Annotated in this window: 19 protein-coding genes; 3 read left to right on the top strand and 16 right to left on the bottom strand. The window is 75.1% G+C overall.

Annotation, left to right across the window (positions count from 1 at the left end; translation table 11 throughout):
- Positions 1-15 precede the first annotated feature (15 nt).
- The 3 genes from MY526_RS11435 to MY526_RS11425 all read left to right on the top strand — a co-directional run bounded on the left by MY526_RS11435 (position 16) and on the right by MY526_RS11425 (position 4,772).
- A complete protein-coding gene (locus MY526_RS11435; RefSeq protein WP_436691970.1) occupies positions 16-2,619 on the top strand; it encodes a SpoIIE family protein phosphatase in 2,604 nt (867 codons plus the stop codon).
- A 9-nt stretch (positions 2,620-2,628) separates the two neighbouring features.
- On the top strand, positions 2,629-4,050 hold the full coding sequence (locus MY526_RS11430; protein WP_436691969.1) for an amidase: 1,422 nt from the start codon (positions 2,629-2,631) through the stop codon (positions 4,048-4,050).
- Positions 4,051-4,169: 119 nt separating this feature from the next.
- A complete protein-coding gene (locus MY526_RS11425; RefSeq protein WP_436691968.1) occupies positions 4,170-4,772 on the top strand; it encodes a TIGR03086 family metal-binding protein in 603 nt (200 codons plus the stop codon).
- Positions 4,773-4,826: 54 nt separating this feature from the next.
- On the opposite strand, the gene MY526_RS11420 is transcribed toward MY526_RS11425, so the two are convergent.
- The 16 genes from MY526_RS11420 to MY526_RS11345 all read right to left on the bottom strand — a co-directional run bounded on the left by MY526_RS11420 (position 4,827) and on the right by MY526_RS11345 (position 22,930).
- Positions 4,827-9,767 carry an NAD-glutamate dehydrogenase gene (locus MY526_RS11420; RefSeq protein WP_436691967.1) on the bottom strand — a complete coding sequence of 1,647 codons (4,941 nt, stop codon included), beginning with the start codon at positions 9,765-9,767 and terminating at the stop codon, positions 4,827-4,829.
- A 101-nt stretch (positions 9,768-9,868) separates the two neighbouring features.
- The gene (locus MY526_RS11415) at positions 9,869-12,226 is read right to left on the bottom strand and encodes a xanthine dehydrogenase family protein molybdopterin-binding subunit (RefSeq protein WP_436703910.1); all 2,358 of its coding nucleotides are present in this window, start codon (positions 12,224-12,226) and stop codon (positions 9,869-9,871) included.
- 2 nt (positions 12,227-12,228) lie between these two features.
- Positions 12,229-12,702 (bottom strand): (2Fe-2S)-binding protein, encoded by a 474-nt coding sequence (locus MY526_RS11410; RefSeq protein ID WP_436691965.1) that lies wholly within the window; start codon positions 12,700-12,702, stop codon positions 12,229-12,231.
- Positions 12,699-13,556: an FAD binding domain-containing protein gene (locus MY526_RS11405; RefSeq protein ID WP_436703909.1), complete on the bottom strand. Its 858-nt coding sequence runs from the start codon at positions 13,554-13,556 to the stop codon at positions 12,699-12,701. Before MY526_RS11405 ends, MY526_RS11410 begins: the two co-directional genes overlap by 4 nt.
- 31 nt (positions 13,557-13,587) lie before the next feature.
- A complete protein-coding gene (locus MY526_RS11400; protein ID WP_436691963.1) occupies positions 13,588-13,983 on the bottom strand; it encodes a hypothetical protein in 396 nt (131 codons plus the stop codon).
- A gap of 139 nt (positions 13,984-14,122) precedes the next feature.
- Entirely contained in the window at positions 14,123-14,911 is a 789-nt protein-coding gene (locus MY526_RS11395) for an SDR family NAD(P)-dependent oxidoreductase (protein ID WP_436691962.1), read from the bottom strand.
- A gap of 23 nt (positions 14,912-14,934) precedes the next feature.
- Positions 14,935-15,687 carry a maleate cis-trans isomerase family protein gene (locus MY526_RS11390; RefSeq protein ID WP_436691961.1) on the bottom strand — a complete coding sequence of 251 codons (753 nt, stop codon included), beginning with the start codon at positions 15,685-15,687 and terminating at the stop codon, positions 14,935-14,937.
- Positions 15,688-15,793: 106 nt separating this feature from the next.
- On the bottom strand, positions 15,794-16,606 hold the full coding sequence (locus MY526_RS11385) for a GntR family transcriptional regulator (RefSeq protein WP_436691960.1): 813 nt from the start codon (positions 16,604-16,606) through the stop codon (positions 15,794-15,796).
- A complete protein-coding gene (locus tag MY526_RS11380) occupies positions 16,603-16,914 on the bottom strand; it encodes a hypothetical protein (protein ID WP_436691959.1) in 312 nt (103 codons plus the stop codon). Before MY526_RS11380 ends, MY526_RS11385 begins: the two co-directional genes overlap by 4 nt.
- Positions 16,911-17,765 carry a carbon-nitrogen hydrolase family protein gene (locus MY526_RS11375; protein ID WP_436691958.1) on the bottom strand — a complete coding sequence of 285 codons (855 nt, stop codon included), beginning with the start codon at positions 17,763-17,765 and terminating at the stop codon, positions 16,911-16,913. Before MY526_RS11375 ends, MY526_RS11380 begins: the two co-directional genes overlap by 4 nt.
- Before the next feature lie 29 nt (positions 17,766-17,794).
- Positions 17,795-18,937, bottom strand: a complete 1,143-nt coding sequence (locus tag MY526_RS11370) for a hypothetical protein (protein ID WP_436703908.1) — start codon at positions 18,935-18,937, stop codon at positions 17,795-17,797.
- A gap of 1 nt (position 18,938) precedes the next feature.
- Positions 18,939-19,952, bottom strand: a complete 1,014-nt coding sequence (locus tag MY526_RS11365) for a hypothetical protein (protein WP_436691956.1) — start codon at positions 19,950-19,952, stop codon at positions 18,939-18,941.
- A gap of 27 nt (positions 19,953-19,979) precedes the next feature.
- On the bottom strand, positions 19,980-20,753 hold the full coding sequence (locus MY526_RS11360) for an SDR family oxidoreductase (protein WP_436703907.1): 774 nt from the start codon (positions 20,751-20,753) through the stop codon (positions 19,980-19,982).
- A gap of 47 nt (positions 20,754-20,800) precedes the next feature.
- The gene (locus tag MY526_RS11355) at positions 20,801-20,995 is read right to left on the bottom strand and encodes a ferredoxin (protein ID WP_436691954.1); all 195 of its coding nucleotides are present in this window, start codon (positions 20,993-20,995) and stop codon (positions 20,801-20,803) included.
- Between the two features lie 13 nt (positions 20,996-21,008).
- Entirely contained in the window at positions 21,009-22,277 is a 1,269-nt protein-coding gene (locus MY526_RS11350) for an NADH-ubiquinone oxidoreductase-F iron-sulfur binding region domain-containing protein (protein WP_436691953.1), read from the bottom strand.
- Entirely contained in the window at positions 22,274-22,930 is a 657-nt protein-coding gene (locus MY526_RS11345; RefSeq protein ID WP_436691952.1) for an isochorismatase family protein, read from the bottom strand. Before MY526_RS11345 ends, MY526_RS11350 begins: the two co-directional genes overlap by 4 nt.
- Between the last annotated feature and the right edge of the window lie 19 nt (positions 22,931-22,949).

Raw genomic sequence — 22,949 nt, 5'->3', positions numbered from 1 at the left:
ACGAGAAGGGCACCTGTGGCGGAATCCCCGCGGGACGGCAGCGCCGTGCCGGTGCTCGATGCTGCCCTCGCCGCCCGACGACTGCGCGCGGATCCCGCGCGCGTCCGCGCTGCGCGGCGGCTGCGCACCACCGGCCTCGGCACCGCGGCCCTCGACCGGCTCGTGGAGCTGGCCGCGCGACTGCTCGGAGCCCGGTCCGCCCAGATCTCGATCCTGGACGACGCCCACACCATCGCGGGGATCGCCGGCGTGCCCCCCGGCGGGCGCGGCCAGGAGTCCCCGCTGGACCAGTCGCCCTGCGCCCTCGCCGCCGCCTTCGGCGCTCCGCTGGCCATCCGCGACGCCCGCGCCGACGTCCGCGTGCGGGACCTCGAGCCGGTCAGGTCGGGTGTGGTCGCCTCCTACCTGGGTGTGCCGCTGATCGACGAGTCGGACCTGGTCGTCGGCGTCCTCTGCGTGTTCGACGCCGAGCCGCACGAGTGGTGCGACAGCGACCTGGCGACCCTGCAGCACCTGGCCGACCTGGTGGTCACCGAGCTCGAGTACGCCGCGCTGGCCAACGAGCACGAGCGCCAGCGGGTGCGCTGGGTCCTGGCCATGGACGCCGGCCGGGTCGCCACCTTCGACTGGGACCTGCGCACGGGCGAGCTCATCTGGGACGAGCCGCTGATGACGATGTTCGGCTACACCGCCGAGGACTTCGACGGCACCATCGAGGCTTTCAACGCCCGCCTGCACCCGGACGACCTGCCCCGGGTCGGCGAGGCGCTGCGCAGCTCGATCGAGCACGTGGGGGACTTCCAGGCGGAGTACCGGGTGGTGCGCCCGGACGGCGAGACCCGCTGGGTGCAGGCCCGGGGCCGTGCGCTGGCCGGGCTGGGCGGGACCACCGTCCGGCTGCTGGGCGCCGCCCACGACACGACCGAGGACCGCAGTGCACAGGCCCGCGTGGCCCGCGTGCTGGAGGCGATGCCGGCCGGCTTCTACTCCCTGGACCACGAGTGGCGGTTCACGCACGTGAACGCCGAGGCCGAGCGGCTGCTGGGCCGCTCCCGCGAGGACCTGCTGGGCGAGGTGCTGTGGGCGGCCTTCCCGGCCGCGACCCGGAGCGTGTTCGAGGAGAGCTACCGCCACGCCGTCCACACCGGGGAGCCGGTCAACTTCGACGCGTACTACCCCGCTCCGCTGAACGGCTGGTACGAGCTGCGGGCCTGGCCGACCCCCGAGGGGCTGTCGGTCTACTTTCTGGAGGTCACCGAGCGGCGCCAGGCGCGCGAGCGCGCCGAGCGGTCGGCCCAGCAGCTCGCCCTGCTCGCGCAGGTGAGCGCCGAGCTCGCCGGCACCCTCGACGTCGAGGCCGCCACCGCCCGGCTCCCGCGCCTGGTGGTCCCGGCGTTGAGCGACTTCTGCATCCTCACCGTCATCGACCCCGACGGCCGGCCCCGTGACGTCGGCAGCTGGCACGCCGAGCCGGCCAGCCGCTCGGTCCTGGAGCGGTACGCCGAGGTGCGCATGGACGTCATGCCGGTGACCGCGCCGGTCGCCCGCGCCCTGCACACCGGGGAGGCGGTCACCTTCGCCGGGGAGGACGTCCTCGACGTGCTGCCGCCCGGGCCGGCCAAGAACCTGCTCGCCGTCCTGGCACCGGTCACCGAGATCGCCCTGCCGCTGCGCGCCCGCGGCCGCACGGTCGGCCTCCTCACGCTGTTCTACGCCGAGGGCCACGCGTCGACGCCGGACGACGTCACCGTGGCCCAGGACGTCGCGGACCGGGCCGGGCTGGCCCTGGACAACGCGCGGCTCTACGCCCAGCAGGAGCAGCTGGCCGAGGGTCTGCAGCGCAGCCTGCTCACCGACCCGCCGGAGCCCGACCACGCCGAGATCGCCGTCCGCTACCAGCCGGCCGTCGAGGCCGCGCGGGTCGGCGGCGACTGGTACGACGCCTTCATGCAGCCGTGCGGGGCGACGATGCTGGTCATCGGCGACGTCGTCGGCCACGACACCGAGGCGGCCGCGGCCATGGGCCACCTCCGCGGGCTGCTGCGGGGCATCGCCACCTACAGCGACGCCCCGCCGGTGGAGGTGCTGCGCGGCCTGGACGCCTCCATGGCCGTGCTCCAGACGCGGGTGCTGGCCACCGCCGCCGTCGCGCGCTTCGAGCAGACCCCCGACGAGCGCGAGCGCGGGCTCACCCGGATGCGCTGGGCCAACGCCGGTCACCTGCCGCCGCTGGTCATCAACCCGGACGGCAGCGTCGCCGAGCTGGCCTCCTGGCACGGCGACCTGCTGCTCGGCGTCGACCCCGAGACCCGGCGGCAGGAGTCGGTGGTCACCCTCGACCGCGGCGCGACGGTGCTGCTGTTCACCGACGGCCTGGTCGAGCGGCGCGACGCCGACCTCGACGCCGGGATGGTGCGGCTGCGTCAGGCGCTGATCGACCTGGCCGGGCTGCCGCTGGAGCAGATGCTCGACGAGGTGCTGGAGCGGCTGGTCGACGGCAGCCCCGAGGACGACGTCGCGCTGGTCGCCGTCCGGCTGCACCCGCAGAACCGGCCGCGGCCACCGGAGGCCGGGCCGAACGTCGTCCCGGAGGTCGTTCCCGCGGAGCCCGCCACCTAGCCTTCCGGTGTGACGACCTCCACGGACGAGCTGTGCCTGCGCCCCGCCACGGAACTGGCCGCGCTGATCCGCTCCCGGCAGCTGTCGGCGCGCGAGCTGACCGACGCCTGCCTCGACCGGATCGAGCGGCTCGACCCGCGGGTCAACGCCGTCGTCACGCTGGACCCCGAGGGTGCCCGCGCCGCCGCGGACGCCGCCGACGCCGCCCAGGCCGCGGGCGAGGCGCTCGGCCCGCTGCACGGGCTGCCGGTCGCGCACAAGGACACGCACGCCACCGGGGGGATGCGCACCACCTGGGGGTCCCCGCTGCACGTCGACACGGTGCCGGCGGAGGACGAGCTGGTCGTCGCCCGGCTGCGGGCGGCCGGCGCCATCCGGGTGGGCAAGACCAACACCCCGGAGTTCGCGGCCGGCTCACACACCTTCAACACCCTGTTCGGCGCCACCCACAACCCGTACCGGCACGGGCTGTCGGCCGGGGGGTCCAGCGGCGGGGCGGCCGCGGCGCTGGCAGCGGGGTTCGTGCCGCTGGCCGAGGGCAGTGACATGGGCGGCTCGCTGCGCAACCCGGCGGCGTTCTGCAACGTCGTGGGCCTGCGCCCGACGCCGGGCCGGGTCCCGACCTGGCCGGCGCCGATCGGCTGGTCCCAGCTGTCGGTGCAGGGCCCGATGGGCCGCACGGTGGCCGACGTGGCGCTGACCCTGTCGGCGGTGGCCGGCCCCGACCGGCGCGTCCCCATCTCGCTGGACGACCCCGGCGCGCCGTTCGCCGCGCCGCTGCCCGAGCGGCTGGACGGGCTGCGGGTGGCCTGGGCGCCGGACCTCGGGGGACGGGTGCGGGTGGACCCGGCGATCACCTCGGTCCTCGGGGCGGCGGTCGGAGTGTTCGAGGAGCTCGGCGCGACGGTGACGCCCGACTGCCCCGACCTCTCCGGCGCCGACGACGTCTTCGGCACGCTGCGCGCCTGGCTGTTCGACGCCTCGTTCTCCGACCTCGCCCGGCAGCACCCGGACCAGCTCAAGGAGGCGATCCGCTGGAACGCCGAGATGGGCGCGAAGCTGTCGGGCGCCGACGTCGCCCGGGCGGAGATGACGCACACCGCGCTGTACGAGCGGGTGGTCGCGTTCTTCGAGCGCTACGACGTCCTGCTGGCGCCGACCACCCAGGTGCTGCCCTTCCCGGTGGAGCAGGAGTACCCGACCGAGATCGGCGGCGTGCCGCTGGCGAACTACCTCGAGTGGATGCGCGCCTGCACCCTCATCACGCCCACCGGGTGCCCGGCGCTGTCCGTGCCGGCCGGGTTCACGCCGGACGGGCTGCCGGTCGGCCTGCAGGTCGTGGCCGCGCCGCGGGCGGACCGGCGGGTGCTCGAGGTGGGGCACGCCTTCGAGCAGGCGACCCGCTTCGGCGAGCGCCGTCCGCCGCTCTGAGGTCGTCTGCCGTTCTCTAGCGGAAGGACTAGACAGCGACAGATCGATCTCGACGCGCCCCACCGATGAGTCCGCCGCGGGGGAACGGTCTGACCCGCATGACCGAGGAGCCCCGAGCCGTGTCCGAGCAGCACCTCGCCGCGGTGACCGAGCGCTACCGGCGCCGCGCGGACGCCTTCGAGGCGACGGTGGCCGCCGTGGGCGACGCCGACTGGTCCCGACCGTCGCCGTGCGCGGAGTGGGACGCGCGGGACGTGGTCCGGCACATCGTGGACATGCACCACGTGATGCTGCGCCCCTACGGGCAGACGCCGGCGTCGGCCCCGAGCGTGGACGACGACCCGCTCGCGGCCTTCCGGACGGCGCGCGCCGAGGTGGAGGCGATCCTGGCCGACCCCGCCCTGGCGACCCGGCAGACGGAGAGCCCCGCCGGCACGATGGCGGGCGCCGACATGGTCGACCAGGTGGCCAGCGCCGACCTGGTGCTGCACCGCTGGGACCTCGCCCGCGCGACCGGGCAGGACGACGCGATCGACGCCGAGGAGCTCGAGCGCATGTGGCCCGGCCTGCAGCAGATCCCCGACGTCATGCGGGTGCCCGGCGCCTTCGGCCCGGGCGTCGTCGTCTTCGGCCCGGTGGTCGAGGTGCCGGACGACGCGCCGCTGCAGGACCGCGCGCTCGGGCTCGTCGGCCGCGACCCCGCCTGGACACCGCCCTGCTAGGCCCCTGCAGGGTCCCGCCGCGAGCCTGCGAGTGGTGGGGCGGAGGGTCCCTTCTCAGGTGCGGCGGCGCAGGCCGCGCAGCGTCCGGACGGCGACCAGCAGCTCGGCCAGCTCCTGCCGGTCCCCCGACGCGATGTCGACGAGCTGGGCCGCCGCCCGCTGCTGGGCGTTGTCCCAGCCGCCCGACCAGCGCCGCACCAGCTCGCCGGCGGACTCGGTGTCGGCGCGGCGGCCGGCCAGCACCTCGGCGGTGAGCGCGGCCTGCTCCCCGGTCAGGTCGTCGCGCAGGCTGGCCCGGGCCATGGAGGGCCAGCGGCGGTCGCGCGGCAGCGCGATCACCAGCTCGCGCAGCGGCACCAGCGCCAGCCGCTCGGCCAGGCACTGCTGCACCCGCCCGGCCAGCTCGATCGGGGCGCCGGTCCGCTCGGCCACGACGGCGAGGTCGAGCGCGACCGGCAGCAGCGGCGCGGCCGCCACCTCACCGGCCAGGGCCGGTGGCACGCCGGCCTGCTCCAGCCGGGCCGCCCGCTCGGCGTACGCCGCGGCCTCCGCGCCGAGCAGCCACGACGGCAACCCGGCCCGCACGGCGGCGACCGGCGCGGCGAACCGGTCGCTGACCCCCGCGACCGACACCCCCTGCTCGGCGGACAGCTCCGGCAGCCCGAGCAGCCACCGCGTGGCCCGCTCGGCCAACCGGGTGGCCTCGGTGCACAGCTCGACCTGGGTGCCCGCGGAGACGCGGTTGTCCAGCGGGCGGACGGCGTCCCACAGCCGGTCCACCTCGAAGACCGCCCGCGCCACCGCGTGCGCCCGCACCACGCCCGCCGGCGGCACACCGGTCTCCTCGACCAGCCGGAACAGCCCCGTCACCCCGGCCACGTTCACCGCGCGGTTGGTCAGCGCGGTGGCGACGATCTCCCGCCGCAGCGGGTGGCCGGTGACCGCGGCCGGGAAGCGCCGGCGCAGCCCGGTGGGGAAGTAGCCGACCAGCAGCGACTCCAGCGACGGGTCGTCGGGCAGGTCGGAGGCGAGGACGGCGTCCCCGGTCTCCAGCTTGGCGTAGGCCAGCAGCACCGACAGCTCCGGGCCGGTCAGCGCGTGCCCGTCGCGGCGCCGCTCGGTGATCGCCCGGTCGTCGGGCAGCGCCTCCACGCTGCGCACCAGCCGCCCCGAGCGCTCCAGGGCCCGCAGGTAGCGCTGGTGGGCGTCGAGCAGGCTGCGCGCCGACGTCGTCTCGACCGCCAGCGCGGCGTTCTGCGCGTGGTTGTCGGTGAGGACGGCGACGGCGACCTCGTCGGTCATCTCGCCCAGCAGCGCGGCCCGGCCCTCGGCGTCCAGCTCGCCGGCCTCCACCACCCGGTCCAGGGCGATCTTGATGTTGACCTCGTGGTCGGAGGTGTCCACGCCCGCGGAGTTGTCGATCGCGTCGGTGTTGACCCGGCCCCCGGCCAGCGCGTACTCCACCCGCCCGCGCTGGGTGAGGCCGAGGTTGCCGCCCTCCCCCACCACCCGGACCCGCAGGTCGCGGCCGTCGACCCGGACGGCGTCGTTGGCCTTGTCCCCCACGTCCAGCGCGCTCTCGGTGGCGGCCTTGACGTAGGTGCCGATGCCGCCGTTGAACAGCAGGTCGGCCGGGGCCAGCAGGACGGCGCGGATCAGCTCGACCGGCGAGAGGGTGTCGACGTCGGCCGGCAGGTCGAGGGCGGTCCGCATGGGCTCGCTGACCGGGATCGACTTGACCGTCCGCGGCCACACGCCGCCGCCCGGGCTGATCAGCGTGGGGTCGTAGTCGGCCCACGACGAGCGCGGCAGCGCGAACAGCCGGCGCCGCTCGGCGAAGGAGGCCGCCGCGTCCGGCGTGGGGTCGACGAAGACGTGCCGGTGGTCGAAGGCGGCGACCAGCCGGATGTGCTCCGAGAGCAGCATGCCGTTGCCGAAGACGTCCCCGGACATGTCGCCGACGCCGACGACCGTGAAGTCCTGGCTCTGCACGTCGAGGTCGAGCTCGCGGAAGTGGCGGGTCACCGACTCCCACGCGCCGCGGGCGGTGATCCCCATGGCCTTGTGGTCGTACCCGACCGACCCGCCGGAGGCGAAGGCGTCGCCGAGCCAGAACCCGCGCTCCAGCGACACCGCGTTGGCCAGGTCGGAGAAGGTCGCGGTGCCCTTGTCGGCGGCGACCACCAGGTAGGTGTCGTCGCCGTCGTGCCGGACCACGCGGTCGGGCGGGACGACCTTCCCGTCCACCAGGTTGTCGGTGAGGGACAGCAGCGCGCCGATGAACAGCCGGTAGCAGGCCTGCCCCTCGGCGAGGACCTCGTCGCGGCTCGCGCCGTCGGGCGGGGGCCGGCGGACGACGAAGCCGCCTTTGGCGCCGGTCGGCACGATGACGGTGTTCTTCACCATCTGTGCCTTGACCAGGCCCAGCACCTCGGTGCGGAGGTCCTCGTGCCGGTCGGACCAGCGCAGCCCACCGCGGGCGACGGCGCCGAAGCGCAGGTGCACGCCCGTGACCCGCGGCGAGCTCACCCAGACCTCGCGGGCCGGCCGCGGCTCGGGCAGGTCGGGGACGGTGGCCGGGTGCAGCTTGAGCGCCAGCGGACCGCCCGCGTAGTACGTCGTCCGCTGGGTGGCGGTGACCGCGGCGAGGAGCGAGGTGAGCACGCGGTCGGCGTCGAGCGACTCGACCCGGCCGATCGCCTCGCGCAGCGAGGCGATCAGCTCCTCCTGGCGGGCGGCCCGCCCCGCGTCGCGTCCCGGGGAGAAGCGGGTCTCGAACAGCGCCACCAGCCGGGCGACGACGTCCGGGTGCGCGGCCAGCGTCGTCTCCACGTACCCCTGCCCGAACGGCAGCCCGGCCTGGCGCAGCCACTGCACGTAGGCGCGGACGACCGTCACCTGCCGCCAGTTGAGGCCGGCCAGCAGCACCAGCGCGCCCAGCCCGTCGTCCTCGGCGTCGCCCCGCCACACCGCGGACAGCGCCTCGGTGAACCGCTCCGGCAGCGAGCCGGGGAAGGGCAGCTCGCCGCCGGGGGCGGTGAGCCCGAAGTCGTAGATCCAGGCCAGCGGCGCGCCGATGCGGTCGATCTCGTAGGGCCGCTCGTCGATGACGTCGACGCCCATGTGCTGCAGCATCGGCAGGACGTCGGACAGCAGCAGCCGCCGGCCGACGCGGTAGACGGCCAGCCGTGGCTCCGCCGCGGCCGTTGCCGGCCGCCGCAGCAGCAGGCCGAGCTCGCCCTCGGCCAGGGCGTCGAGCCGCTCGAGGTCCTCGACCGCGACCGCGGCGGCGAAGTCCTCCTGGTAGGCGGCGGGGAAGGCGTCGGCGACCCGGGCCAGCCGCCGCTCGGCGTCGGCGCCGTAGCGGGCGGCCAGCGCGTCGGCGAGGTCGTCGGTCCAGCTGCGGGCGACGGCGGCCAGCGCCGCCTGCAGCGCCGGGACGTCGACGTCGGGTAGCTCGGGCCGGCCGCGGCGGGTGGCCGGCGGCCGGACGACGAAGTGCAGCCGGGCCAGCACCGACTCGGTGATCCGGGCGGTGTACTCGATGCTGCTGCCGCCCAGCCGCTCCAGCAGCTGCTGCTGGATCGCCAGCCGCACCTCGGTCGTGTACCGGTCGCGGGGCAGGTAGACGATCGCCGACCAGAACCGGTCGGCGGGGTCGCGGCGCAGGAACAGCCGGGTCTGCCGGCGCTCCTGCAGCTGCAGCACCGCCAGCGCGACCGGCAGCAGCTCGGGGGTGCCCACCTGGAAGAGCTCGTCGCGCGGATAGGTCTCCAGGACGTCGAGCAGCTGCTTGCCGGTGTGGCTGTCGGCCGGCACGCCGGAGCGCTCGATCACCTCGGCGACCCGCCGGCGGACCAGCGGCACCTCGCGGACGCCGTGCGCGTAGGCGGGGCCGGGGAACAGGCCGACCAGCCGGTGCTGGCGGGCCGGGCCGCCGTCGCCGTCCGGCAGCGTGACGGTGACCAGGTCCAGCCAGGCCCGGCGGTGCACCGTCGAGCGGCTGTCGGCCTTGGTGACCACCAGCAGCGACGGGCCGCCGGCGCCCTCGGGCGCGGCCGTCACGTCGGCGTCGCTGCGCAGCACGCCGAGGCCGCTGCCCGGCAGCGCGCGGACCGTCGTCCGGCCGCGCGCGGGGAGCAGGTCGACGTCGCGCGCCCCGAGGAAGACGAAGTTGTCGTCGGCCAGCCAGCGCAGCAGCTCCGCGGCCTCGGCGGGGTCGTCGGCCGGGTCGCCGTCCTCGCGCGGGGGCAGGTCCGCCAGCCGGCCGGCCAGCTCCAGGGCGCGGGCGCGCATGCGACCGGCGTCCTCGTCGACCGCGCGGACGTCGGCGAGCACCGTCCGCAGACCGGCCACCAGGTCGCCGGAGGCCTCCTCGTCCAGCGGCCCGTCCAGGACGACGGCCATCCACGACTCGGCGAGGGCGTCGGCGCCGCAGGCGCCGGGCTCGGCGCTGTCGCAGAACGCGCGGATCCGGCCGGTGACGTCGCGCCGCACCACGACCACCGGGTGGACGACGTGCTCCAGCCGGAAGCCCTGCCGGACCACCTCGGCGGTCACCGAGTCGACGAGGAAGGGCATGTCGTCGGTGACCACGAGGACCATCGAGCGGGCCCCGGCGCCCGACCGTGCGGGCAGCTGCTGGATCTCGACGGTGGCCGAGCCCTGCGGGCGCACCTCGGCCAGCCGCAGGTGGCCCAGGGCGAGGGCGGCGAGGTCGGCCGGGTCCTGCTCGAGCACCTCGGCGGCCGGCTCGCTCCAGTAGTAGCGCTGCAGCAGGGCCGGGACGTCGCCGGCGGTGCAGCCCACCGGCAGCCCGTCGCCGGAGCCGAGGGCGGCCTGCGCGGCCTCCTCCAGGAGCCGGCGCTTCTCGGTGCGCGCCGCCTCGAAGGCGGCGAGGTCGGACGTGGTGCCGTCGAGTGCGGACGCCGGGGTGGGGTCGTCCGCTGGGTCCGTCCCCGGGGTCGCCGGGGCGGTGCCGGTGGTGCTGGCCATGACGCCTGACGCTAGACCGATCGGGTGCCCGCCGTCACAACGACGGGCCCGGCCTGGGAGCCCCGGTGGCTCTCCGGCCACCGGGGCGACCCTCGACCTCCTCAGCGGGTCAGACCCGCCTCCTCCAACAGGTCCCACAGCCGCGACGGGGTCAGCGGGATGGCCACCAGCCGCTCGGCAATCTCCGGCACCGCGTTCGCGACGGCGTTCATGATCGCCGCCGGCGGGGGGATCAGGCCGCTCTCCCCCGCGCCCTTGAAGCCGCCGGGCGTGACATCGCTGGCGGTCTCGACGTGGTGCTGCTCCACGTCCGGCACGTCTTCGGAGATGGGCAGCAGGTAGTCGAGGTACGTGGTGGCGGTCGGCTGGCCGGTGTCGGAGTAGGAGACCTCCTCCAGCAGCGTCGCGCCGATGCCCATCGCCACGCCACCGGTCATCTGGCCGGCCACGATGAGCGGGTTGACCACCCGGCCGGCGTCGTGCACCAGCCAGTAGTCCTCGACGGTGACCCGCCCGGTGTCGAGGTCGACAGCCACCTCGGCGCCGTGCGTCGCGTAGCCGTAGGTGATGCTGGGAGGGTCGTACTCGACGGTCTCCTCCAGCGCGATCGGGTCGTCGGGCCGACGGCCCCAGCCCATCCAGCCCCGGTGTGCGATGTCTCGCCAGAGCGCCCGCCGTCCATCGGCCGTGACGTAGGCGTCGCCGTCCAGGCGGACGCCATCGGCCTCCACCTGGAGGTGGGCGGCGGCGAGGGCGTCCATCCGCTCGCGCAGCCGCGCCGCGGCCTGCCACAACGCCGCGCCCGCGACCGTGAGCCCCCGACTGGCCTGCGAGCCCATGTTGTTGAACTGCGCGGTCGAGGTGTCGCCGAGCTGCACCGTGACCCAGGAGAGCGGCACCCCCATGCGTTCGGCGGCAACCTGAGCCAGGGACGTCTCGATCCCTTGCCCGACCGACGTGACCCCCGAGTGGACGGTGACCGTGCCGTCCTCGTTCACCCGGATGCGGGCGGAGTCCCACGTCGTCCAGTGGATACCGAACGCCTCCTGCAGCGCCGTGGGCGCGTAGCCGGTGATCTCGGTCATCGACGCGAGGCCGACCCCGCGGCGCACGCGGCCGGCCGACGGCCTCGCACGGTCCGTGGCCATCGCATCCGCCCGGTCCAGCGCGCCGGGATAGTCGCCGTTGTCGTACGGCATCTGGAGCCGGGTCACGAACGGCAGCTCGGCGGCGGTGAGCATGTTCCGCCGACGCAACTGGACCGGATCGGCGCCCAGCAACCGGGCCGCCTCGTCGACCAGGCGCTCACGGATGAACGTGGTCTCCTGCATTCCGTAGCCGCGGAACGCGCCGGTCGGGGTGGCGTTGGTGTACCAGGCGGTCACCGTGCTCCCGGCCAGAGGGAACCGGTACGGGCCCTCGGCCATGAGGGCCGACACCATGAACGGCCCCGCGCCACCCGTGCCGGTGCTCGGGAACGCGCCGATGTCGCCGTGGATGTCGACGTGCAGCGCCAGGAACGTCCCGTCCGCCGCGACGGCGAGTCGCCCGCGGCTCTCCTGACCGCGGCCCTGGTACGCGACCGTCAGGCTCTCCGCCCGGTCCTCGATCCACTTCACCCGCCGGCCGAGCACCTTGGCGGCGGCGCAGACCATCGCCTCGTCCGGGAACAGCGACGTCTTCTGCCCGAACGCACCGCCCACGTCCGGCGCGACGACGTGCACGGAGTCGGCGCGCAGGCCGAGTGCCCGGCCGAGCTCCTGGCGGACCAGGTGCGGCACCTGCGTGCTGGAGACGACGTCGAGGCGGCCGGTGGCGCGCTGGTACTCGGCCACCAGCCCTCGGGGCTCCATCGGGTTGTGGGCCACCCGGGGGACGGTGAAGACCCGGTCGACCACCAGGGCGGCTTCCGCGAACGACGCCTCGAGGTCCGGCAGCGGGTCGCCGAACTGGATGGCGCCCACCCGGTTGACGCCGAACTCGGGATGGACGAGCGGGGCACCGTCGCGGCGGGCCTCGCGCAACGACGACACGACACCGAGCTCCTCGAACTCGACGTCGACCAGTTCCGCAGCGTCTTCGGCCTCCGCCCGGGTCCGCGCGACGACGACGGCCAGCGGCTGCCCGACGTAACGGGCGACGCTCTCCACCAGGCGGACGTCGGTGATCTGCTGCCCTGGGATGAGCCACGGATGCGGAAGGGGCGCGAGCAACTCCTCGAGCTCCTTGGGACCCAGCACCAGCGCCACACCCTCGAGGGCGAGCGCCGCCGAGGCGTCGTACCCGATGACCCGACCGTGCGCCACGGGGCTGCGCACCAGCGCGGCGTGCAGGGTGCCGGCCTCGTCGAGGTCGTCGACGTACCACCCGGAGCCGCGGAGCATGCGGTCGTCCTGGACCCTCGTCACCGGCGCACCGATCAGCCCGGTGCTCCCGGGCTCCTGCTGTCCGATCGACACGGTCACTCCTCCCCCTGCCACTGCTGGCGGATGGCCGCGCGGATGCCCTGGTAGCCGGTGCACCGGCAGACGTGCCCGTTGAGCACGGCGTCCTCCGTGCGTTCGAGACTCTCGCCGTTGCGCTCCGCGGCGGTCACGCTCATGACGATCCCGGGGGTACAGAAGCCGCACTGGAGTCCGTGGTGCTCCTTCATCGCGGCCTGGAAGCCGGAGAGCTCGCCGTCGAGAGCCACCGACTCCACCGTTTCCACCCTGCAGCCGTCGACCTGGACGGCGAACATCAGGCAGGAACGCACCGCCGCTCCGTCGACCATCACGGTGCAGGCGCCGCAGACCCCCTGCTCGCAGCCGACATGGGTGCCGGTGAGCCGGACCCGGTGCCGCAGGAAGTCGCTCAGCAGCATCCGAGCCGGCACCTCCGCCGTCCGGACGTCGTCGTTCACCGTGACCGTCACGGTGCGGACCGTCTCGCTCATCGGGTCTCCTCGAGTCGGGCGGCCAGCCGCCGTACCAGGGTGCGGAGCAGGCCGCGCCGGAACGCCGCCGAGCCGTGCGCGTCCGCCGGCGGGTCCACCTCGGCGGCCGCCGCGGCTGCCGCGTCCTCCACCGCAGCGGCCAGCGACCGGCCGACCAGGGCCGTCTCCATCGCGGCTAGCCGCAGCGGCCGGTCGGCCACTCCCGAGGCGGCCGCGCGGGCCGCCGTCACCACACCGCCGTCGCGGGCGACGCCGAGGCAGAGGCCCACGTAGGGGAAGTCGCCGTGCCGCCGGCGGGCGACCTCGCTGTAGACGAACGTCATCCCGGACCGGCGCGGGAAGTCGACGGACTCGAGCAGCTCGTCAGGCTGCTTGGCGGTGAGGAAGACCGACTCGAAGAACTCCTCGGCCGCAACGGTGCGGACCCCGGCCTGCGAGCGGAGGTGCACGTGGGCGCCCAGGGCCACCGCCACGGTCGGCATCTCCGCCGTCGGGTCGGCGTGGCAGAGCGTGCCCCCGATCGTGGAGCGGGCCCGGATCTGCGGGTGAGCGACGAACGACGCCGCCTCGGCCAGCACCGGCAGCGCCGCCGAGACCCCGGGATCGGCCTCGACGGTGCTGAGCCGGACCGTCGCCCCCAGGCGGACGGCGTCGTCGGAGATCCGGATCCGGTCCAGTCCCTCGACCCGGTTGAGATCGACGACCACCTCCGGTCGGGCCAGGCGCATGGTGAGCAGCGGCACGAGGCTCTGTCCCCCGGCGAGCAGCGTCGCGTCGTCCCGGTGCTCGGCCAGGAGGGCGAGGGCCGCGTCGACCGTGCGGGGATCCTCATAGATGAACGGCGGTGGTTTCACTGCACTCCTCACTGGGGTGGTGGACGAACGGTCAGGAGGACCGGTCGAGCAGGGTCCGGAGGGCCGTCTGGGCCGCGTCCGGGGCAACGACGTCCAGGCGCGGCTCGTCGGCGAGGCAGACCGGCAGGCTCGACCTGGGCGCCTCGGTGACCAGCAGCGCCCGGCTGGTCACCCCGCCGGGGAGCGCGAACAGCCGGCTGAGCAGCGTCAGGACCGACCACGCCTCCCGCCAGTCGTAGCTGACCAGGACCACCGCCGGGGCGACCGTCGGTTCCGCCGACGTCAAGGCGGCCCGGGCGTCGGCGACGGAGTCGGCCGCCCACCAGGCGGTGTCGGGGCCGGCGACCGCCCGCAGCTGTTCGCGCAGCGGCTCGGGGAGGGCGACGCCGACGACGGGGGCGGTGGTCTGCGGTGCGATCGTCTGCACGGGAGTCGTCCTCTCAGATGTGCCGGGCGGCGAAGTAGGCGGTGTGGATGGCGTCGTAGACCCGGTCCCGGGGCCTGCGCGGAGCCGATGGTCATGACCGGCACGCCGGCCTCGGCCAGCTCCGCGGCGGGCGCCCGGGTCAGACCCGGCCGCCCGGGCGGGCGATGCCGCGGACGGACAGGCCGCTGTCGACGGTCACCAGGGAGCCGGTCATCGCGTCGGCCTCCGCCGAGGCGAGCAGCGTGAAGACGCCGTTGTAGGCGTCCACACCCGCGACCTCCTGCAGCGGCAGCGCCCGCTCGGTGCCCTGGAGGACGGAGTCGCTCGCCTCCTGGCCGAGGGCCGCGGTCCCGCGCAGCCGGGTGGGCGCCACACCGGGGGCGACGCCGTTGACCCGGACGTCGGGCGCCAGCTCGTAGGCCAGCTGCCGGATCAGGCCGTGGACCGCGTGCTTGGACGCCGTGTACAGGGCCCCGCCCCCGGCGGCGTTGGTGCTGGCGAACGAGCCGGTGAGGATGACCGCGCCGCGCGTGGCGATCAGCTGGCCGAGGCAGGCGCGGACGCCCAGCATCGGCGCGAGCACGTTGACGCCCATGAGCTCGTCGAAGGCCGCGGTGAGGTGCTCCCCGGGGATCTGCTCGAGCGGGCGGGCGCCGTCGGTGATCCCGGCGTTGCCGACGAAGACGTCGATCCGGCCCCAGCGGTCGACCGCCGCCGTCGCCGCGTCGACGTTGCCCTCCCACGACCGGACGTCGGTGACGACGGGGAGGACCGCCTCCCCCAGCTCGTCGGCGAGCTCCTTGACGCCCGCGGAGACGTCGACGGCGACGACCCGCGCGCCCTCGGCGACGTACCGGCGGACGACGGCCGCGCCGATGCCGGCGCCGGCTCCCGTGAAGACGACGACCTTGCCGTCGAGTGCTCCCATGTCGGTCCTCCCAGGGTGTGGGGTCAGCGACCGGCCAGCAGGGCACCGGCGCGCGGGGCGACCGGGTCCAGGCCGAGATCGGTGAGGATGCGCCAGACCGTCGCCGCCGCGGCGGAGACGACCGGGATGTCGAACTGCTGCTGCACCGCGTCGAGCACGGCCAGCGACGGCATCTGCACGCAGGCGCTGAGCACCAGCGCGTCGGCGCCCGAGGTGTCCACCCGCTGCGCGAGGTCGACCAGGCGGGTGGGGTCGAGCCGGCCGACCGCGAGGTTGTCGGGCACCTCCAGGCTGAGCGAGTCGACGACCTCCACGCCCTCGTGCTCGAGGTAGCCGCAGACGGTCGCGGTCAGCGGCTTCATGTACGGGGCGATCACCGCCACCTTCTCGGCGCCCAGGTGGTGCAGGCCCTCGACCAGGGCGCCGGCGGAGGAGACCACCGGCACGGCGCTGCCGCTCTCGGCCTCGGCCTGTGCGGCCAGCTTCTCCTGGGAGCTGCGGTGGTAGCCCAGGCCCTGCGCCATGATCGCCACAAGGCAGGCGTAGGCCATGACGTCGACGCGGGCGTCGGCGAGCTCGGCGGCGCAACGGAGCGAGTCGGCGTCCATGGCGGCGAGCTCCGCCGGGCTCACGTGCTTCATCCGCATCCGCGAGGAGTGGAAGGTGAACTCCTCGTCGGGGCGCAGCTCCGCGCGGGCCCGCAGGATCGCCGGGATCTCGGTCTCCATCGTGGTGTTCGAGCTGGGCACGATGAGACCGACACGACGGGTGGTCATGGAACTCCGTTCCGCGGACCGCAGGGGCGCCGCCTGGTCGTGGGTACGGGTGGGAGCGCCCCGAGGGGGCGCTGGCCCGTGCTGTGGAACCGGGGGGAGGGCGGGGCTAGCCCGCGCCGGTGTACTCGAGGTTCGAGGTCTTCAGCTCCGGGAGGCCCGGCGGCGTGGCGCGCAGCCAGCGCAGCGACGCCGGCCGGCGCAGGTCGTCGCGGTCGAGCCCCTCGACCTCCACGCCCATCCCGGAGAGGGTGACCCGCAGCGAGTCGTAGCGGTGCTCGGGTTCCACCTCCGCGACCAGACCGATCGCCGCGTCCAGCAGGTGGAACTCCAGCAGGTGCCGGGCGAGGTCGCCGTCCCGGTCCCGCACGGCGTCCAGGAAGATCCGGTCCAGCCAGGTGAAGTCCGCGACCGCCGGCGGCCGCGAGAAGTAGATCCGCTGGTGCCGGTTGATGCGCGTGTGCAGCTGCCGGATCAGTTCGCAGGCCTGCTGTGGATACCTGCTCAGCAGCACCTGGTGGTAGTCGAGGTGCGCCGCCTGGAACTCCCGGGTGGAGGCCCCCGGCCGCTCCATGGCGGCGAGCGCGGCGGTCATCCGCTCGATGTCGTCCTCGGTCACCGTCCCGACGACGGCGGAGACGATCGCCGGCTCGACGAGCAGGCGGAGTGCGTAGGAGCCCTCCACGTCACTGAGCGGCGCCGGCGCGACCACCATCCCGCGGTTGACCTGGGTGACGACCAGGCCCTCGGTCGCCAGCCGCTGCAGGGCCTCGCGGAGCGGGGTGCGGGAGACCTGCATGTCCTCGGCCAGCTGCTGCTGCGACAGCCGCAGGCCGGGCGGCAGCTCGCCCGACACGATGCGCTCCCGCAGTGCACCGACGAGGTCGTCGACCGCCGTGCCGGGGCGCTTGGTCGTGCTCACAGCGCCGCGTCCGACTCGTCCGAGCCCAGCTGCCGCTGGAACAGCCGGGTGAACGCCGACGGGTCCTGCGCGGCGACGATCTCCAGCTGCATCGCGTCGAGCAGGATGCGGTGGTTCCGCGCCGGGACGTGCAGCTCCAGCCGCTCGCCGTTGCGGGTCCACACCTTGCGGACCCGCACCCCGGTGAACTCGTTCCCGATGCCGAACCACTCCCCCGCCTCGGTGACCCCCGCCGCGAGGTCCTCGGGGTCCGTTGCCGCGGCGGCGTCGGGTCGCCCCGTGCCGGCCGGTGGACCGTCGTGGCTCATCGTTGCTCCTCCAGGATCGGGACGGCGATCGTCCGTGGGGCCGTGCGGTAGGCCGCAGGCTTCGTACCAGCCAGCACCGGCAGCGCGGTGCGGACCTCCCGCACCGTGGTCAGGTCGAGCTCGACCACGGCGACGGCGGGGGTCCGCTCCTCGAGGTCGAGGAGCACCTCGCCCCACGGGGAGACCACCAGCGCGTGCCCGTAGGTCTCGAAGGCGTCGTGCCCGGGCCCCTCGGGGGACCGGACCGTCGCCGGTGCCACCACGTAGCAGCCGTTCTCTATCGCGCGGGCGCGCAGCAGGGTGTGCCAGTGCGCCCGCCCGGTCGGGTGCGTGAACGCCGCGGGGACGAGCAGCACCTCCGCGCCGGCCGTCGCCAGCGCCCGGGACAGCTCGGGGAAGCGGACGTCGTAGCAGATCGTCAGTCCCACCGTCGTCCCGTCGACGTCGAGCAGCACCGGCTCGCTCCCGGCCTGCTCGACGCTGCTGGCCTCGAACGACTGACCGCCCACCCGCGCGTCGAACAGGTGGATCTTGTCGTAGCGGCCGGCGACGAGCCCGTCGGGGCCGATCGCGATCGCGGAGTTGAAGACACCGTCGGCGGTGGCGTTCTTCATCCCGCCGAGCACCACCGTGACGCCGTGCGCGGCCGCGGCCTCGCCCAGCGCCCGGATCTCGGGGCCGTCCTCGCGCAGCAGCCGCGCCCGCATCTGGGCGTTGGTGCCCAGCATCAGGCCGTTCTCGGGCAGGACGACCAGCCGCGCCCCGTCGGCGGCGGCCCGGCCCACCAGGTCGAGGGCGACCGCCAGGTTTGCGGCCACGTCGGTCGTGGCGTGCCACTGCGTGACCCCCACGCGGAGGCAGCTGGTCGTCCCGCCCACCGTCACACCCCCGCCGGGACGGCGGTGCGGCCGGCGCCAGCATCGGCGCCCCGGGCGGCCGCGAGGCCCATGTGCACGACCGTCCAGCCACCGCCGGAGGCCTCCATGGGCTCGTACGCGTAGACCTCGCCCCGCACGCCCGGGCCCACGATGCCCAGCATGATCAGCCAGTTGAGGAACTCGTACTGACCGTGGTCGAGCAGCGGGTAGGGCTCCAGCGAGGCGAGGTCCAGCCCGCGCCCGGCCTGCAGCATCTGCAGCAGGTAGGTGTCGAACCCGACGTCCACCCCGCCGAACTTGCCGGGGTCCAGCCAGTGCGACAGCCCGCCGGTGGCGAGCACGGCCACGCGCAGGCCGGAGTCCGTGATCACCGTGCGCAGCGCCTGCCCGAAGGCCCGGGCCCCGAACGGCGAGAAGCTGCGCGCCGGCTGGGTGATGATCGGGATCACCGGCAGGTCCGGCCGGGGCAGCAGCAGCCGGAGCGGCACGATCAGCCCGTGGTCGAGGTCGACCCGCTCGGCCAGCTCCACCTCCTGGCCGGCCGCCCGCACCGCCTCGGCCATCGCCGCGGCCAGCGCCGGCATGCCGGTGAGCTGGAGGTCCAGGTCAGGCCGCTTGAAGAACTCCATCGACCCCCGGTGCGCCGCGCCGTCGCCGATCACGAAGTGCTGGGTCTCGAAGCTCTGGAAGTGGCAGTCCGCCGTCACCAGGACGACGTCGGGCTGCGCCGCAGCGAGGTCCTCGGCGAGCCGGCGGTAGCCGCCGAGCAGCCGGTCGACGCCGTCGGCCGGGTCGATCTCGGGCCGGGCCAGCAGGTCCGGCACGTGCGAGCACCCACCGGCGAAGACCAGCCCGTCCGGGACGTCGGCCGGGGGCAGCGGCGAGGACTCGTCGACGACGAAGGCGCCCTGGCTGGCCGAGTCACCGAGGTCGTCCTTGAACCAGCGGCTCACCAGGATGGTGATGCCGTCGTTCACGCCGGCCGAGCGCAGCCGGTCCCGGTCGCCGTCGACGATCGCCCGGGCCCAGGAGGCGTCCAGGCCGAGCGTCGCGGCCGCGGCGTCGGGGTTGCTGCGCACCCGCTCGAGCAGTTCGGGGTCCCGGGCCAGCGCGAGGATCGCGTTCTCGAGGGTCGACCGGTCCATGTCAGCCCTCCACCAGCTTCCCGTTCCGCACGACGGCCACGTCGTCGATCTCGACGGTGCAATTGCGCATCGGGACGTCGAGGTGCGCCGGGGTCTCGCGGTCGGCGAACCGGTTCGACCCGGTCGACCACATGAAGTTGCCCGCCGTGGAGCGGAGCTCCTGCCCGTACAGGCTGCGCGGGTCGTAGACGTCGAAGGCCGACCACCGGGCCGGCGGGAGCAGGCCCCAGCCCATGTGGGAGAGCGCCCACACCTCGGGGTCCTCCCAGCTGTCGAAGTAGTCGCGCAGCAGGTGCGCGTCGGCGCCGTCCCCGGTCACGCCGGTGATGAAGCCCTTGGCGACCTCGATGGTGACCGTCTCGCGGACGTAGCGCTGCCACGGGATGAGGGCGTCACCCGGCTGCAGGACGATCCGCCCCTCGGCCGAGCGGTCCCTCGGGAAGCAGGCGACGAAGCCGCTGGGCCAGTGGTCCCACCGGCCGGGCTCGTCGACGTAGCCCCACTGGTGGGTGATCGGCAGGTCCTCTCCGGAGATGTCCGCGGTGAGGTCGGTGCCGGCCGCGCTGGTGACGTGGAGGGTGCTGCCGGCCCGCAGCCTGCGGCCGCCGCCCTCGACGGCCGTGCGCAGCTCCGGGCCGCCCATCAGCCGCTCGAGGACGTCGTTGGGCTCGGCCACGAACAGCATCCGCTTGCCGTTGCCGGTGATCCGGGTGCGGACGTCGGAGTGGATCAGACCGCCGACGGTGACGTCGACGACGAAGTCGCACTCACCGGCGGCGGCCAGCAGGGCCGGGACCTCGCGGCCGTCGGGGGCGTACGGGGGCAGCATCGGGTTGGACAGGCTCGAGGCGTGCAGGACCAGCGCGCTGGCGCCCAGCTGGCGGGCGGCCGCGACGGCGGCGGCCACGTACTCGTCCTTCTGCCCGAGCTCGGCGATGATGCCGACGGTCTCGCTGGGCTGCACGTTGCAGAGCCGGAACTGCTCGACGAAGTTCTCGGTCAGGGTCCTGGGCATGACGTCCTCTCTCGGTGGTGCTGGTGGTCAGTAGGTGGCGCGGACCGCGCCGCCGTCGACGACGACGGCCGACCCGGTCATGAACCCGGCGCGGGGGGAGGCGGCGAAGGCGACGACGTCGGCGATCTCGCGGGCCTCCGCCCACCGGCCCAGGGGGATGTCCCTGACCACCGCGGCGACCTCGTCGTCCGTGGTGGTGCCGTTCCTCGCCGCCTTGCTCTCGACGATGGCCTGCATCCGGTCGGTTCCGGTGGCCCCGGGCATGACGTGGACGACGCGGACCCCGTGCGGGGCCAGCTCCGCGGCCAGGGTCTTGACCAGGGCGGCCGCCGCCGAGCGGTAGGACGCCGACAGCACCCCGCCCGCGGCCGGCTGGCGCACCCAGGTGGAGCTGAGCAGCACGATCGTGCCGCTGCCCTGCGCGCGCATCTGCCGCCCGCCGGCCACCGCGAGCTGGACGACCGGCCGCAGGAGCAGGTCGTGCGCGGCCGCCCAGTCGGCCCAGGTGGTGTCGAGCGCCGGCACGATCCGCGGGCCGGGGGTGTTGAGGACGAGCACGTCGAGCCGGCCGTGCTCGGCGACGACCGTGTCGACCAGGGCCGCGGTCTGCTCGGCGTCGGCCAGGTCGCTGACCTGCGGCCGGATGACCCCCGCGCCCAGCTTCTCCGGCTCGCGGCCGGCCGTGCGGGCGCCCGCGACGACGGTCATGCCCTCCTCGGCCAGCCGCTCGGTGACGGCCCGGCCGATCCCGCGGGAGGCGGCGGTGACCAGGGCGGTCCCGCCGGTGAGTTCCAGGTCCAACGGATGTCCTTCTCTCGTGTGCTGCCGTCGGGCGGAGGGGTCCTCGTTCAGTCGAGGACCGCGATCGCCTTCTCGGGGCAGGCGTGGGCGGCGGCCCGCACGTTCTGCTCCTCGCCGGCCGGCACGGAGCCGTCGCCGATGACCGAGGCGTAGCCCCACTCATCGAGCGCGAACAGGCTCGGGCAGTGATCGGCGCAGGCCCCGTAGGCCTCGCACCGGGTGGCGTCCAGGACGACTCGCATCGCGTCTCTCCGTTCAGTGGCCGTGCGTTGGTGCGGTCAGGGAGGCGACGACGCTGCGGGCGAGCGTCGCCGCGCCGTCGAGGAAGGAGCAGGCACCGCGGCCGGGGAGAGTGGTCCCCCAGCGGGCGAGCTTCTCCCGGTGCTCGGGATCGGCGTCCCCGTCGCTCAGCGCGGTGAGCGTGGCGTGGATGGCCTTGGTGCCGTTGCGGCAGACGCCGCACTGGCGGGCGGACTCCGCGGCGTACCAGCCGCTGAGCTCGGTGGCGACGGCGAGGACGTCGTCGCCGGGCCCCAGGGCGGTGATCGAGGCACAGCCGAGCCCGCTGCCGACGGCCGCCACCTCCGCGTGCGAGCAGGCCAGCCCGGACAGGTCGCCGTGCAGGACCCCGCCGAACCAGCCGCCCATGAGCAGCCCCCTCGGGTCCTCCAGGGGGGCGCCCCCGGCCGCGAACAGCTCGCCGACGGTGCTGCCCAGCGGCGCCTCCACGACGGCGCCGTCCACGCCGGCGCCGGTGAGGGTGAACAGCGCCGTCCCCGCGGAGTCGTCGGTGCCGGCGGAGCGGAACGCCCGCGCTCCGTGGCGCACGATCCAGGCGGCCTGCGCGAGCGTCTCGACGTTGGACACCAGGGTGGGCCGGCCGTCGACCCCGCTCTCGAAGACCCGGGGCGGCTTGGCCAGCGGCAGCGCTGGGCCGCCGTTGATCGCCCGGCAGACCGCGCTCTCCTCGCCGGCGACGTAGGCCTCCGTCGTCCGGAAGACCTCGAGCCGGACCCCGTCGGGGACCAGGCCGGCCGCGGCCACCTCGGCGACGGCACGCCGCGCGGCGGCGACGCTGTCGGCCGAGGACACGTAGACGACCGCCCGGTCGGCTCCGACGACCCGCGCGGCGAGCAGCAGCCCGTCGAGCACCAGGTGCGGGCGGCGGGTGAGCAGCCAGCGGTCCTTGGCCGACGCCGGCTCACCCTCGTGGCCGTTGGCGACGACGACGGTCGGGCCGGAGGCGTCGGCGACGGTGCGCCACTTGACGTGGGCGGGGAAGCCGGCGCCCCCACGGCCGCGCAGGCCGGCCGCGGCCAGCGCGTCCACGACGCCGTCGACGGCGTCGCCGGCGAGGAAGCCCAGGCGCCGCTCGTCGGCGAGACCCCACTCCGGCGACTCGACGCCGGGGACCACCAGCCGGGCCGGGCCGCCGGGCAGCGTCCGCGCGGGGGCGAGGTCGCCGGCCGCCCGGTACAGCAGGGCCTGGGCGGCGGGCACGGTGGGCGCGGCCGGCGCGCTCATCGCACACCTCTGCCGGCCGGCACGGCGGCCAACAGCTCCAGCGCCCGGTCCAGGGAGATCACGTCGGCGTACTTGGCGTCGAGGTCGAGCAGGGCGGCGTCGTGCGGCCCGTGCTCCCGGTCGCCGACGCACTCCCGGACGACGAACGTCGGCAGGTCGGCGGCGCACGCGTCGACCACCGTCGCCCGCACGCACCCCGAGGTGGTCGCGCCGCAGACGATCAGGCTGTCGGCGCCGTACCCTGCGAGGACGCCGGCGAGCTCGGTGCCGGCGAACGCCGAGGCGTTCTGCTTGACCAGCACCGGCTCCCCGGCGCGGGGCGCGAGGCGCGGGTCTATCCGCTCCCGGCCGCTGCCCTCGACCAGCTCGGCGAGGACCGGCATCTTGCGCAGCCAGGTGCTCCGCGCAGCGGCTGGGAACGCGATCGTCGTGAACAGCACCGGCACACCGGCCGCCCGGGCGGCGTCCAGGAGGCGCCGGGTGCCGGCCACGACCGGGCCGAGCTCGAAGCCGGGCCCGCAGGCAGGGTCGGTGAACCCGTCCTGCAGGTCCACGACGACCACGGCCGGCGACGACCCCGGCGTGAGCCGGCCGGCGAGGCCCCCGGACCGGTAGCGGTCCAGGACCCCCGCGGTCCACCCGGTGCTGCTCATGCGTCCCTCCCCAGTGCCG

This window comes from Geodermatophilus sp. CPCC 205761 (genome assembly GCF_051383655.1).
In the GTDB taxonomy this organism is placed as follows: domain Bacteria; phylum Actinomycetota; class Actinomycetes; order Mycobacteriales; family Geodermatophilaceae; genus Geodermatophilus.
This window is presented reverse-complemented; position numbering and strand designations above follow the sequence as displayed.